This is a genomic window from Acinetobacter towneri DSM 14962 = CIP 107472 (genome assembly GCF_000368785.1).
Classification (GTDB): Bacteria; Pseudomonadota; Gammaproteobacteria; order Pseudomonadales; family Moraxellaceae; genus Acinetobacter; species Acinetobacter towneri.
Genome location: NZ_KB849700.1, coordinates 1 through 14,140, shown reverse-complemented (window position 1 = coordinate 14,140; position 14,140 = coordinate 1). Strand labels below are relative to the sequence as shown.

General features: G+C 40.9%; 9 protein-coding genes and 2 tRNA genes. 5 read left to right on the top strand and 6 right to left on the bottom strand.

Annotated elements, in window-relative coordinates; translation table 11 throughout:
- The first annotated feature begins 401 nt into the window (after positions 1-401).
- Positions 402-1,628, top strand: a complete 1,227-nt coding sequence (gene chrA, locus F947_RS13980; RefSeq protein WP_004977399.1) for a chromate efflux transporter — start codon at positions 402-404, stop codon at positions 1,626-1,628.
- 90 nt (positions 1,629-1,718) lie between these two features.
- Here the strand turns inward: chrA and gltS are convergent, their stop codons facing one another.
- The 3 genes from gltS to F947_RS13965 form a co-directional block, all read right to left on the bottom strand.
- Entirely contained in the window at positions 1,719-2,960 is a 1,242-nt protein-coding gene (gene gltS, locus F947_RS13975; RefSeq protein WP_004977397.1) for a sodium/glutamate symporter, read from the bottom strand.
- A gap of 616 nt (positions 2,961-3,576) precedes the next feature.
- Positions 3,577-4,869, bottom strand: coding sequence for a DcaP family trimeric outer membrane transporter (locus F947_RS13970; protein WP_004977396.1), 1,293 nt, complete (start codon positions 4,867-4,869; stop codon positions 3,577-3,579).
- Positions 4,870-5,269: 400 nt separating this feature from the next.
- A complete protein-coding gene (locus F947_RS13965) occupies positions 5,270-6,454 on the bottom strand; it encodes a multidrug effflux MFS transporter (RefSeq protein ID WP_004977393.1) in 1,185 nt (394 codons plus the stop codon).
- A 251-nt stretch (positions 6,455-6,705) separates the two neighbouring features.
- On the opposite strand from F947_RS13965, the gene yccS reads away from it, so the two are divergent.
- The 4 genes from yccS to F947_RS13945 all read left to right on the top strand — a co-directional run bounded on the left by yccS (position 6,706) and on the right by F947_RS13945 (position 13,304).
- Positions 6,706-8,880 carry a YccS family putative transporter gene (gene yccS, locus F947_RS13960; RefSeq protein ID WP_026438465.1) on the top strand — a complete coding sequence of 725 codons (2,175 nt, stop codon included), beginning with the start codon at positions 6,706-6,708 and terminating at the stop codon, positions 8,878-8,880.
- 147 nt (positions 8,881-9,027) lie between these two features.
- The gene (locus F947_RS13955; RefSeq protein ID WP_004977388.1) at positions 9,028-9,588 is read left to right on the top strand and encodes an SdpI family protein; all 561 of its coding nucleotides are present in this window, start codon (positions 9,028-9,030) and stop codon (positions 9,586-9,588) included.
- Between the two features lie 155 nt (positions 9,589-9,743).
- Entirely contained in the window at positions 9,744-12,362 is a 2,619-nt protein-coding gene (locus F947_RS13950; RefSeq protein WP_004977386.1) for a PepSY domain-containing protein, read from the top strand.
- Between the two features lie 123 nt (positions 12,363-12,485).
- Positions 12,486-13,304 (top strand): YdcF family protein, encoded by an 819-nt coding sequence (locus F947_RS13945; protein WP_004977380.1) that lies wholly within the window; start codon positions 12,486-12,488, stop codon positions 13,302-13,304.
- A gap of 25 nt (positions 13,305-13,329) precedes the next feature.
- On the opposite strand, the gene F947_RS13940 is transcribed toward F947_RS13945, so the two are convergent.
- The 3 genes from F947_RS13940 to F947_RS13930 all read right to left on the bottom strand — a co-directional run bounded on the left by F947_RS13940 (position 13,330) and on the right by F947_RS13930 (position 14,139).
- Positions 13,330-13,791, bottom strand: coding sequence for a DUF2750 domain-containing protein (locus F947_RS13940; protein WP_004977378.1), 462 nt, complete (start codon positions 13,789-13,791; stop codon positions 13,330-13,332).
- A 94-nt stretch (positions 13,792-13,885) separates the two neighbouring features.
- Positions 13,886-13,961 (bottom strand) — tRNA-Val (locus F947_RS13935).
- Between the two features lie 101 nt (positions 13,962-14,062).
- Positions 14,063-14,139, bottom strand: a tRNA-Asp gene (locus tag F947_RS13930).
- Position 14,140: the final 1 nt, after the last annotated feature.

Below are 14,140 nucleotides of genomic sequence, written 5' to 3'. Positions count from 1 at the left end.
TTTTTTTGTTGTTTTAACTGACGAAAATCAATTTGATTCAGGCGCGACTCTGCTTCAACCACGGGCTGCGACTCACGCAAAGTTTGAGTCGAAAATTGCTGCTGCGATGGCACCACCTGACATCCCACCATCAGTAATGCTGTAAGAGATACATACCCAATTTTCATAATGACCTTCTTGAATCCATAGGTTTCAGTCGATATTTCACCATCAATCGTGTCAAGGTTGATCAGCCTACTTGATACAGCAACCCTCTTAACGTCAACAGTTATGCTCTCTGTTTTTACCTTGCATGAGCGCCCATAGTCTATCTATTATTTTAACCGATCCTTGTAGTAATTCGTTAAACTGTCACGTCTAGCGACTACAGTGGCGCACAAGTCGAATCTGTCTAAAATTATATGCCAACACCTTCTTATTCCTTATTATTCTGGATTTTTCTGCAATTAGGCTGTCTGTCTTTTGGTGGGCCTGCAGCGCATTTGGTGTTTTTCCATCAGCGTTTTGTGCAACAACTCAAATGGCTAGATGAATCCCAGTATTCACAAATTATCGCACTTGCACAACTCTTACCTGGCCCAACTAGTAGTCAGGTGGGTTTAGCGATTGGTTATTTGCAAAAAGGCTATTGGGGTGCAGTCCTAGCTTGGTTGGGTTTTACCCTACCTTCAGCGTTGTTTATGGTTTTGGTTGTAGTTTTGGGACATCAATATTTTGATGTACTGTCGTCAAATAGCTTTCACAGTATTCAACTGATCGTATTGGCCGTGGTAGCTTGGGCATTTTGGCAAATGTTGCGCAGTTTTTGTAAAACGGTTTGGCAATATGCCTTAATGTTTGCTTCTGCCCTATTTATTTATCTGGTGCCATTGAGCTTCAATCAAGTTTTGGTGATTCTGATTGCCGCTTGTTTTGGCATTTGGATGGCGAAACACGCAGCACCGACTGCTGCACCAGCATCCACCAATACAACGGCGACAGATACTCATTTTACTGCGGCACATTTACTCAAACATCGTCGTTATGCTGTATTTTGGGCAGTACTTTTTGTTACACCCTTTATTGTGCTGTCAGGTCTAAACTGGCTGCAACCTCAATTACTCTATGCAGCCAATTTAAGTTTCTATCAAGCCGCATCTTTGGTCTTTGGCGGTGGGCATGTAATTTTGCCTTTATTGCATCAAGATTTTGTTAGCACATGCTTAGTCAGTGCAGAACAGTTCGATTTGGGTTATGCCATGGCGCAATTGGTGCCTGGCCCACTGTTCAGCTTTGCAACATATTTGGGCAGTTTGATTCCAATGACAGAATCTATGCTGCTGAATGCGACTTTAGCCACGTTGGCGGTTTTTCTGCCATCTTTCTTTTTGGTATTTTCGACTTTGCCTTATTGGTCTTGGTTGATGCAGCAAGCCTATATTCGTCATGCGGTTACAGGGATTAATGCAGCGGTAGTCGGATTGCTTCTGTATATGGTGCTCGAAATGGCACAGCGTTATATTTTGAGTATTGTTGATCTGCTGTTTATTGTTTTGGTGATTGGATTATTAAAATCCAAACTACCTGTTTGGCTCAGTTTAATTGGTAGTTTTCTGGTCTATACAGCATTCTTGCATTTCATGGCTTAAATTAAAAATGCTATAGATCAAATAAAATGCCAGTTTAATTGAACTGACATTTTTTGTGGATGATTAAATCAATCCTTCATGCTTTGGAGCTTAGCCACCAAAGAGTTTTAGAATAGATTGAATCACCGCAACGTTAATTAAATCGACAAAGAATGCACCACACAGCGGCACAATCAAGAACGCTTTATAAGATGGACCATACATATTGGTAATGGCCTGCATATTGGCGACTGCTGTTGGCGTTGCCCCCATCCCAAAACCACAGTGTCCTGCTGCCAACACGGCTGCATCGTAGTTTTTCCCCATAAGACGGAAGGTCACAAAAGCTGCATATAACGCCATTGTGAGTGCTTGCGCACCTAAAATCACCATCAACGGACCTGCCAAATCGGCCAATTGCCATAGTTTGAGTGACAACAACGCCATCGCCAAATATAACGATAAAGATGCATTCCCAAACACATCAATCGCACGGTCAAAAATATTAACTTTAAAAATACTTTCTAAGACATTACGCAGAACCACACCGCCCGCCAATGCCCAAACGAAAGTTGGTAATTCAAACATCGTGCCTTTGGCAGCGCCTGTCATAAATTCGGCAAATGCCAAACACGCTGCAAATAAACCCAAAGTAGTAATTGCATTATCTGCTGTAATTAAACGAACCTGATGCGGATATTCAAATGGAATAAACTCATTGGAATCTTGATCCGCAGGCGTATTATCGCGTTTTTCAATTTGTTCGTCGGTACGTGGTACAGCCAATTGATGACGGTTGATTAAAGTTTTAGCCAGTGGACCACCAATTAAACCACCAATAATTAAACCAAAGGTCGCACTTGCCATGCCCAGTGCCAAAGCACCTTGAATACCATATTGGGTTTCTAAAATTTCACCCCACGCACCTGCTGTACCATGACCGCCAGTTAAAGTAATCGATCCTGCAATTAAACCAATTAGTGGATCAATACCTAACAATGTTGCAAGACTAATGCCGACAATGTTTTGCAACACAATAAATGTGGAAATTGCAATCAAGAAAATAATTAAACCGATTCCGCCCTGACGCAATTTTGTGAAGTTCGCGCTTAAACCAATCGAGGCGAAGAAAATAAGCATAAAGCTAGTTTGCAATGCGCTACTGGTGGTAATGCTATAACCCCAAAATTGATTCACCAACAATGAAACAATAGCGGCAACCAAACCACCTGCAACAGGTTCAGGAATATTATAGCGTTTTAAAAAATCAATTTTATTGACTAAAAGTCGCCCTAAGAGCAGGACGATGACCGCAGCAATCAGCGTATAAAACGCATTAAAAGTAAATTCCATGGCAATATCCATATAGTGATTGCAGATTGTTTTTAATACGATGAAGAGCTGTCTATGCAAACCAAAGCATTTGCATCACTATGACTCTAAATCAACTAAAAAATGCCGCAATACAAAGTATGTAAACAGTATCGTATTTGACCGAAGTTTAAGAGGTATGCATTTCGCTCAGCCAACCCATCCTTTGGTTTCACTCAAGCGTTATGATCTGCGTTTGCCTAGAACAGAAGAAAAGAAAGACAAAAGACAGCATTTTCACTTTCGGGGTGACTTCGAGTGCAAACAACTGAATCGGCTTAACACTGAGAGGTAATCTCATATAAGCTCCCAAATATCTGAGGTAGATAAATACCTTCCGATAAAGATATTCAACCACTTGACAAAAAACAGCAAGATTAAAGGTCGATCATTATGCATTTTTTTTGACAAAAAGCTGCTATTTTCTGCGGTTTTTTCTAAAAATTTTAATGATTGTGTTCAGCTATAAGAGAAAGTTACAACATTCCTTTAAACCAGATAAAATTTAAGTTATTGAGTGAATAACATAAATTTTCAACATAAAAAAAACAGAGCTTAAAATTAAGCTCTGTTTTGGATTGTGCTGAAAAGTACCGACTTAGAAGCTATAGCGCGCCATAAAGCCTACTCGGTCATCACTGAATTTTTGACCTTTGAAAGTTTCACGCTCACCGTTGATATACTCAATACCTAAATCGATTGGTTTTACAGGTGAATAGATAAAGTTAATCCACGCTTGTTGTACTTTCTCGTTAGCATCATCATTTAAACGCGCATAGTCTGTACCATCATCGGCAAATAAAGCACCGTAGGCTAAAGTTGAACGTAATTGTGGTGAGAACTTATAGGTTGCACCCACTTGTACACCAATCGTTTCATTTTGCTCAATTTCACCATTAACTGTATTTACGTAAAATGCAGAGTTATTACCATATAAGTAGTTGCTGTTGCCCTTAACATAAGAGACATCAGCAGACACTTTTAAAGGTTCTGCAACTTGATAATTCGTACCTACAGCAGCACCCCAACCAGTTTTATCATCATTTGCTGCTTCTGATTTGTAATGTTCAACCAATGCACGTGCAGAAGCTAAACCTTTACCATCAGCAAAACCTTGAGTCACTTTTGCAGTCAATACTGGAGCTCGGTAAGTTACGTCAGAGCTAACAATTTTATCCTCTTTAGCATCATAAATTTGCGAAGAACTATTACCTTCTTCAGCAGAAACAAATAATTCTGTTGCAGGGGCTAATTTATAGTTGTAACGAACTTGCGGTACACGTGTTGTACCACCACCAATATTCGTTGCAAAGTCAATCATTTCTGGTGCATGATTTGACAGGAAGTTCGATGTGGTTTGACCGAATAACCAGTTGTTTAAAGTTAAATAAGCATGACGGATACGCAAGTTGTCAGATCCGCTTGCAAAGTCAACCTCAACTTTACCGCCTACTTTGTTGTCACCAACAGGTGTATTAAAGTCTAAACCTAAGCGGGTGACTTTTGCGGTAGCACGTAATTTGTCACTTGCTTCTTCTTTACTTGTATGTGCTGAGTTAAAGTCATTATCCGCACCTTTAATAATATAGTTTGCATCACCACGGATCGAACCATAAATAGAAACATCTGCACCAGATTTAGACTTTAAACTGCTTAATGCACTTACAGGTGCAGCAGGCTTCGCCTGTTGTACTTGGGCAATTTGAGTTTGCTGCTGTTGTTGTACTTGCTGTTGTTGCTGAATTAATGATTTTAACGCTTCAACTTCTTGACGAAGTTCTTGAATTTGTTGTTGCTCAGTTTTTGCTGCGTGTGCAGTACCTACCATTAAAGTTGTAACAGCAATAGCTAAACCTTTGATCATAAATTGACCGTTGAGTAATTGACTCATTTATCTCTCCAAAATAAAACAACGCTGCATCCGTGCATGATGATTTTGTTCGTCATCTATCGATTTCACATCGAATTATAAAAATGGCTGAAAAATCAAAACACTTTTGCCAAATAGTCCAAGACACCCAAATATTTAAAATATTACAATTTGTGTCATTTATTACAGGCTTAAATCTATCAAGTTATGACGTTTATTAAAATCAGTTTTCCCGAATAAGAAATCACAATTAATCATAATTACAGATTCAAACAATTAAACCATATAAAATTCAATACTTTAAATAGGTTGATTATTCAAGTATTTACACCACCATTAGACTATTGTATATATTTCAGTTCTGTCTAAAAGCCCGATTTTTGCGAAAAAAATCACCATTTGAAAAAGTATTGACCCCAACTCAATCTGATTGAGGTTGCAAAATATGAAAAACGGCAAACATCCCAAACCCAATAAATAGCAGCATTAATACAGCCATATTCAGCAAAGCACTGCCTGTTAAAAAGTTGAGTAACACTCCACCAATCAAGCCACAAAAGAATTGCACACTGCCCATGACCGCACTGGCTGTTCCTGCACGTGCGCCTTGTTTTGCCATAGCTAGTGCCATGGCATTCGGGCCTGTAAAACCAATCCCAGACACGGCAAGAAATAAACCGATCATCACCAATGCCAAAGGTGCATACCCCAAACTACCTGCAAGCAGTAGAATGACCGCACCACTCAGTTGAATCATGCTGCCCAATTTTAAGCGTTGTAACACACCCAATTTGCCACTGATTTTTTTATTCAGGGTCGAAAACAGCATAATACCAATCGCATTGGCACCAAACACATAAGCAAAAGCTGTTTCACTCAAGCCATATTGATCCATCATGACTGCACTTGAACCGCTGATATAGCAAAACAATGCCCCACCAGTCAGACAGCCTGCCAACATTGGAAAACGAAAATCACGATCTTTTAAAATGGCAAAATATAAGGTCAGTACTTGCTGAAAGTTCAAATTTAAACGACGTTCTTTCGCCAAAGTTTCTTTAAAAAAGAAGTGCACACATAAACAGCAAATAATTCCAACGCAGGTCAGCACTACAAAAATAGCTTGCCAATTCATCCATCTAAGTACCCATGCGCCCAGCGTAGGTGCAATAATGGGCGCAATGGTCATCACAATCATCATGCTCGAAAAAGCTTGAGCGGATGTTTGCAAATCCAAGCGATCACGAATAGCTGCTCGTGCAATTACCACACCCACACAGCCACCCAAAGCCTGCAAAATACGTGCAGCAATCAGTCCCCATTCATTTTGTGCAAACACACACAACATACTGGCGAGTGAAAATAGTGCCAAGCCAAAATATAAAGGCGGCTTACGTCCAATCCGATCACTCAGCGGCCCGTAAATCAGTTGACCCAATGCCAAACCTAAAAAGTAGGCAGGCAAACTGTTTGCGACCATTTGGGTCGATACGCCAAACTCGCTTGCCATAACGGGCAAGGCAGGCAAATACATATCAATCGATAAAGGCCCAAGCGAAGTCAATAACGCCAACAATAAAATCCACGCAGTCGAATATTGCCGCATGTTGGGTTGTTGCCTAGATGGTGGCGTACTGCTTGAACTTGGCAGCGTTTTCGATATGCTCATATTTTATGATGAAATGACAGATGTACAGACAAGCTTACACGCTCCATAGTATGATTTGTTGTGATCAAAGATGAATTTTCACATATTAGGCACTCTAAATATCTCATCTACAGTTACAATGTACGCAAACCTTCATCTTGCAGCATAAATCTCTGTTTAGACAGAAAAGTTTACTTAAAGGAATGATGTTGAAACCTTGGCTGATAAAGCTCAAACAAGCGACCTATAACACCACATTTATGTATAACATCCGCATGCTCATTGCATTTGCGGGAACTGCTTTTGTTCCCTATTTTATGGGGATTCAGCTTGCCACTATTCCTTTAACTTTAGGTGTGCTTGCCGCAGGTTTGAGTGATATTGATGACCGTTTTTCGGTGCGTATTGTCAATCAGCTCTATACCTATATTGGTTTCTTTGTTACCGCCACATCAATTCAGTTTTTATTTCCGCATCCTATTTTATTTGCTACAGGCTTAATCCTGTCGTGTATTGTCTTAATTTTGCTCGGTTCGCTCGGACGACGTTATGCCACCATTTCTTATGGCTGTTTGGTGGTGTCAGTCTATTCCATGCTTGGCGTCAACCTATTTGATGACTGGTACATGCAGCCGCTGCTTTTGGTTTCGGGCGCAATTTGGTACGGCTTAATTTCGACCATCAGCTTTTTACTGTTCCCTGTTCGTGCCTTACAAGACAAACTTTCACTCAGTTATTCTTCTTTGGGTGATTTTTTATTTGCCAAATCAAATCTATTTGATGTGGATATGACTGCACCGAGTTATCAACAAAGCATCATTGATTTATCACTTGAAAATGGCAAATTAATTGCGATTTTTAACGACTTAAAAACCGCTTTACTGACCCGTTTAAAAGGTGACCGCGGGCAAAAAGATACCCGACGTAGCTTACAGTATTACTTTGTCGCACAAGACATTCACGAACGTGCCGACTCTGCACATATTGATTATCAAAAACTGGCGAAAATATTTCAGCACAGCGATATTTTATTTCGCTTCCAGCGTATTTTGTCGATTCAAGGCAAAGCCTGTAAAGATTTAAGCGAAAGCATTTTGCATCGTAAACCTTATGTGCATAACAAGCGTTTTAAACATGCTTTTGAAAATCTTAAACAGTCTTTAGAAAAACTGCGCAGTGAACAGCAATATGACCAAGTCTGGATTAATGCATTGTTTGCCCTATACCAAAACCTGAAATCTATTGATGCTCAATTGCGTAACCTTGAAACCGAACGCAATATTAAACTGGATAAATCAAAACATATTGAACAACAACTGAAAGATGACGACTTAAAAAGTTGGGATGATATTGTCATTCGGATCAAGCAGCATTTAACCCCAGAATCGGTTTTGTTCCGCCACGCCATTCGTTTGTCGATTGTGCTGTTGATTGGCTATATTTTTGTGCAAGTCACCAACATTCAATATGGCTACTGGATTTTACTGACCGCCCTGTTTGTGATGCAGCCTAACTTTAACACCACCAAACGGCGTTTACGTTTGCGTATTATTGGGACGTTGGCAGGGATTGTAGTCGGCTACACCATTTTATATTTTGTACCATCTGTAGAAGGACAATTACTGGTTTTAGTGATTAGTGGCATGTTGTTCTTTGAATTGCGCAGTAAACAATATGCACAAGCCACTGCTTTTATGACCATTTTGGCGCTGATGAACTTTAACCTAGAGGGTTTAGGCTATGCTGCAGCCGTACCACGTATGGTCGATACCTTAATTGGTTGTGCGCTAGCATGGTTTGGCGTGAGTTTTATCTTCCCCGATTGGAAATTCCGTCGTTTATCACGCACGATTCGCCGCTCACTCACCGCGCAATGTGGCTATTTGGCAGAAGTGATTGAACAATATAAAAATGGACGCAACAACGGTTTGAATTATCGTGTCGTGCGCCGTGCTGCTCATAATACCGATGCAGAAGTTGCTTCACTGATTTCAACACTCGCCACCGAACCTGATTTTGACCCCAATCAAAAAGCTCAAGCCTTTGAGTTCTTGTGTCTAAATCACACCTTTATTAGCTATATTGCTGCACTTGGTGCGCATCGTGACAAAATTGACGATCAGGAAGTCTTGCAACTGCTCGATCAAGCAATGGACGATATTCAAGGTGCTTTACTGAAAGATGAAACGCCAGATTTAAGTGCACACAACATGTTGCAAACCATTCGTCAGCGTTTAAGCCAAAACAAAGAAGAAGATCAAAAATCATTAATTATTTTGCAGCAATTATCTTTGATGATGAGTATCTTGCAACAATTAAGTCGCTTAAAACAAAGTTTAAGCCACGAACATGATCAGGACGCAACGGAACTGGCGTCTTTATAAACAATCCTGCAAACGGTCAGTGCCTACTTATTCGCCCTAAGCTGCACAAGTATTCACCGACCTTAGCATGATTTTGCGACAATATACTCACTGCATGACAGCAATTAATGCTAAACTTTTTATAGTTTTAAATTTGTTAGTTTCACTATGACCGCGAAAAGTTTATACGCCTATACCCTACAGCCTGTGATCTACGAAGTTTCTGAAGAAGAACAACGTCACGCACAACTGGTAATTTGGCGCAGTACCAATAAAATTGGCATGAAAGCATGGATTATTATGGGTGTGATTGTTGCCCTTTCCATTTTAGGCATTCTGCTGTTAAAAAATTATTCGACAATTTTCTGCTGGGTTGCCATTGTCTGTGTGGTGCTCTACCTGCTCGTGCGTAAATACGGCTTGGAATGGTACGTTAAGCGAAAAATGAATGAATTTCCTGTTCAAGAAATTAAAGGGATTCGTTTAGGCGTACAGCCGCACGGTATCGTGATGCGTCAGCAAATGGGCGCTCAAGAAGGCGTGGGTGCAATTGGCTGGAAAGATGTGTATGAATGGTACAACACCCCTGAATTTATTTTGATGAACTTCAAAGTAAAAGGTCAGCAAGGTGCTTATATTCTGCCTAAGCGTATGGACAGCAAGAACTTTTCGTTCAACACCATTCGCAAGCATTTGACTGAAGCTGCAGGCGAAGCCAAGCAAATCTAAATATCCCTATTTAAAAATAAACCTCTATCCCCTGTGATGGAGGTTTTTTTTGCTTAAAATTAAAACAATGAACGATAATGAGAATAAATAGCATTTGCATTAACTTCATCTCTGCATTATTCTGCATCACAATTCATACTCAACAACCAACGCTTATGCTGAAGAAAGCCTTTTTCCAAATTCACTGGTTCCTTGGTATTACTGCAGGACTGATCTTGTCACTCATGGGCGTGACAGGTGCGATTTATTCCTACGAACAAGAAATTCTAAAATGGATGAATCCGAACAGTTATCAGGTACAAGTTGAGCAGAAAGCCAAACTAAGCCCTGCAGAAATTTATCAACATTTTCAGCGTACCCAACCTGACTATAAAATTAATAGCATCACCGTTGCAAAAGACCCGGCTGCATCTTCAACCATCAATATTGCGAAAGAAGGTGCAAAACGTGGACAAAATATCCTGATTAATCCTTACTCGGCAGCAGTGTTGCCTGAAATTCGGGGACGTGAATTTTTCCAGTTTATTCAGCAATTACACCGCAACTTAACCGTAGGGCCTATTGGTAAACAAATTACAGCCGCATGTACCCTCATGTTGTTGTTCTTTGTGTTAAGTGGCATTTACCTACGCTGGCCGAAACGCCATTCATTTAAACAATGGTTTGCGCTCAAACCTCAATTAAAAGGACGTAATTTTATTTGGGACTTACATGCCGTAGTGGGCACGTGGGTCGTGATTTTCTATCTAGTTTTGGCATGCACAGGACTGTATTGGTCGTATGAGTGGTGGCGCAATGGCATGTTTAAAGTCATGGGTGTGGAAAGACCACAAGCGCAATTGCAAGCAGATGGACGCAACAAACCTGTAAATTCAAATGCTCAAGCACTTCATCAGGCTGCGCAAACACAAACTGCAGGACGCCGCGCAAACACTACAAAACCACCCAAGCAGAATACGCTGGATCAGGCACAAATCAATCTGGCATTGACGAAGGCATGGCAACATTTCCCGCAGCAATTGGGGCAGGATTATTCCAGTATCACTTTTAATGTGCCTAAACACGCCAATAGTGAAATTGAAATTAACTTTGTCGATGTCATTCCACAACATGAACGTGCCCGCAATAACGCAACTTTTGATTATCAACAAGCACGTATTACTCAACTTGAATTATATGTAGACAAACGGCTTAATGAAAAAATCATGAGCAGTATGCTGCCTGTGCATCGCGGTAGTTTCTTTGGGCCTGTTTATCAATTTTTAGCCATGCTTTCTGCATTGATGATGCCGCTGTTTTTAGTCACAGGTTGGATGCTGTATTTAAAACGTCGTAAACAAAAGCGTTTGACTCTTGCTGCACGTCAAAACCAGACTCAATTTCAGATCGACCCAAATGCTGCACACTGGCTCATTGTCTATGCCAGCCAAACAGGTACTGCCGAACAATTGGCATGGCGCACCGCTACTAGTCTGCAAGAAGCACATCAGCCTGTCACAGTCAAAGCCCTGCAACATCTCAGCCTTGAAGATCTTAAAAACACCACCCAACTGTTATGTATTGCTAGCACTTATGGCACAGGTGATGCACCCGATTTGACCTCAAGTTTTGTGAAAAAAATCCTACCGCAAACCTGTGACCTGAGTCATTTGCGTTATGCAGTACTGGCTTTAGGTTCACGTGAATATGCAGATCATTACTGCCGTTTTGGACATACGATTGCTGCATGGCTGCAACGTAATCAAGCACATGCCTTGTTCAATACCATTGAAGTAAATAATGCCAATCCTGCAGACATACAGCGTTGGAATCAGGCTTTGGTACAGGTCACACAACTTGACTTACCAAGTATGCATATCGAAAAAACTTTTGATACATGGACCTTACAGCAACGTGACTTGCTAAATCCCAACAGTTTAGGCGCACCCGCCTTCAATATTGAACTGTTAGCACAACATGATGTGCATTGGTCTGCAGGTGATATTGCAGAAATTCAGCCTGAAAACAGCACTGCACGGATTCACGCCTTTTTAAAACAGCATCAACTCGATGCCAATACAATTCTTGCTGATGGTCAGCAAACCTTAGTACAAGCTTTGGCAGATAAAGACCTCACCGCGCCAATTCAGACATTTAAAACTGCGGATGAATTATTGGCACAACTTTCACCCTTGCCTAGTCGTGAATATTCAATTGCCAGTATTCCTTCACAACAGGTTTTAAGACTTGTGGTGCGTCAAAAATTCGATGCTCAAGGCGAGCTTGGCTTAGGTTCAGGTTGGTTAACTGCACATGCTGCACTTGGGCAAAATATCGCATTACGCATTCGCAATAATCAATCTTTCCATTTAATTGATGATGACCGCCCAATTATTTGTATTGGCAACGGTACAGGGCTTGCAGGATTAATGAGCTTATTGCATGCACGTACCCGCCTGAATTACACCCAAAACTGGTTGTTTTTTGGTGAACGTCAGCAAGCGCACGATTACTTTTATCAGCACACCATCGAGGCTTGGCAAAGCACAGGTATGCTACAACGCCTTGATTTGGCCTTTTCCCGTGATCAAGCCGAAAAAGTCTATGTACACCATAAGTTACGCGAACAGGCTGAAGAATTAAAACGCTGGATTGAACAAAATGCCGTGATTTATGTCTGCGGTAGCATTCAAGGCATGGCCAGTGATGTCGACCAAGCCTTAAAAGATATTTTGGGTGAGACTCAACTGGAACAATTACGTCAGCAAGGGCGTTACCGCCGAGATGTGTATTAATCAAAACTTCTCAATTCACCCAAGTTTTATCCATAGCCTCAGCCGAAACATAGTTCAGCTGAGGCTAAACTTTTAAGCAGCTTCGGCTATACTGTTTGCACAGCATCACAGTGCAATAAAATTATGCAAGGCATGCAAGCAAGTCACGTACAAAAACACCCCAATCTATTCAAAAGAATATTCAGTAGCCTGATTGGATTAATTTTAGTGTTGGATGGTGCTTATCTCATCAACTTAAAGAAAATTCATTTCGGCACCGTTTTACCTATTTTAATAGGCACGATACTGCTGTGTTATGCCATTTTCTATACTTGGATTCAAAGCCACTTAAAACAACATATACACATACATTGGCTTTGGAAATTCGGTTGGGGCGTATTTTGGCTGTGGTGTATCAGCCTGCTGATCTTTTTTGCTTATATTCATTTCAGTACACAGCAGCAAAATACTGTAGACAACAATGCTAAAGTGGTGATTGTACTCGGCAGTGGCATTGAAAATGGACAACCATCGCCCACGCTTGCCAAACGACTGGATACCGCAGCCGCGTATGCCTTGGAGCATCCTCAAAGTTATTTCATTGTTAGTGGTGGCCCTGCATTTGCGGAACAACTCACTGAAGCACAGGTGATGTCTAATTATTTGCAACAACGTTATGCAATTGCAGCATCACACATTATCTTGGAAACCCAAAGCACCAGTACGGCACTTAATTTGAAAAACAGTCAGCCCTTGCTGCATACATTAGGCACAGATAAAACCCAACCGATTATAATTGTCACCAGCGACTTTCACACACCACGTGCAGCAGCCATTGCCAAACGACAAGGATACACACAGTTCAGCATGCTCAGTGCAACGACACCACTCTATACCCGCTATAACGCATGGTTACGCGAGTATTTTGCTTATATCAGTGGTTGGCTGCTGAATGAGTATTAAAAATAAAATCTAGCAAGCAGATCGCTTAATTCAAACGTATCGAGCGTGGTAAAGGAATTTGCATATCTTTAAAAAATTCAGGTTTTTGCATATACACCTGATACAAATAATTTTTTAGATCAAGCAATAACTTTTCAGGGGCAACCAATACATTCTGCCCTTCTGGGCTTAGATTCATCGAAATATTGGTGGCTTCCTGACGTAAAAATGGAATCACTTTTTCAATAAAATCTTTCAGTGAAATTTCTTCGACTTGATAATTGGCCCAATTGTCTTTAATTAACAGTTTTGCCAGACTTTTATTTTGCCACATTGCAAAAGCACGTTGCCCTGTAGGCGTGGCACAGAGCGCCCAGCCATCTTCATACAATGCAAAAACATGCCCCTGAGACACAATGGTTTCAATAAATTGCTTGTAAATATCTTGTGCATTATAAGTTTGCGTTGCTTGCTTAGATGCAGCTTTACGTTGATAAGGATTTCGCATAAGTCACGGATATTAGTATTATTATTAAATAAAAATTCTAGGCGAATTTAGTGCAATACGCAAGAAATATAAGATAAAGGAGGATGAAAGGATATGGTGGGCGCTGACGGGATCGAACCGCCGACATTCTGCTTGTAAGGCAGACGCTCTACCAACTGAGCTAAGCGCCCTGAATATTAAAAAATAACATCGTTATTTTTTATGATGCAAGACAAGCGAAGCACGTCGTCTTGAACTTTGAAATACATTTTTCACATCAGGGAATGAAAAATGGCGCAGCGGACGGGGCTCGAACCCGCGACCCCCGGCGTGACAGGCCGGTATTCTAACCAACTGAACTACCGCTGCA

Bases quoted from the DNA above. Each gene is read 5' to 3' on its own strand.
- F947_RS13965 (WP_004977393.1), bottom strand. From the start codon at position 6,454: ATGCGGCAATATTCGACTGCGTGGATTTTATTGTTGGCGTTATTGACT.
- F947_RS13940 (WP_004977378.1), bottom strand. From the start codon at position 13,791: ATGCGAAATCCTTATCAACGTAAAGCTGCATCTAAGCAAGCAACGCAA.
- chrA (WP_004977399.1), top strand. From the start codon at position 402: ATGCCAACACCTTCTTATTCCTTATTATTCTGGATTTTTCTGCAATTA.
- F947_RS13950 (WP_004977386.1), top strand. From the start codon at position 9,744: ATGCTGAAGAAAGCCTTTTTCCAAATTCACTGGTTCCTTGGTATTACT.
- F947_RS13945 (WP_004977380.1), top strand. From the start codon at position 12,486: ATGCAAGGCATGCAAGCAAGTCACGTACAAAAACACCCCAATCTATTC.
- F947_RS13955 (WP_004977388.1), top strand. From the start codon at position 9,028: ATGACCGCGAAAAGTTTATACGCCTATACCCTACAGCCTGTGATCTAC.
- gltS (WP_004977397.1), bottom strand. From the start codon at position 2,960: ATGGAATTTACTTTTAATGCGTTTTATACGCTGATTGCTGCGGTCATC.
- F947_RS13970 (WP_004977396.1), bottom strand. From the start codon at position 4,869: ATGAGTCAATTACTCAACGGTCAATTTATGATCAAAGGTTTAGCTATT.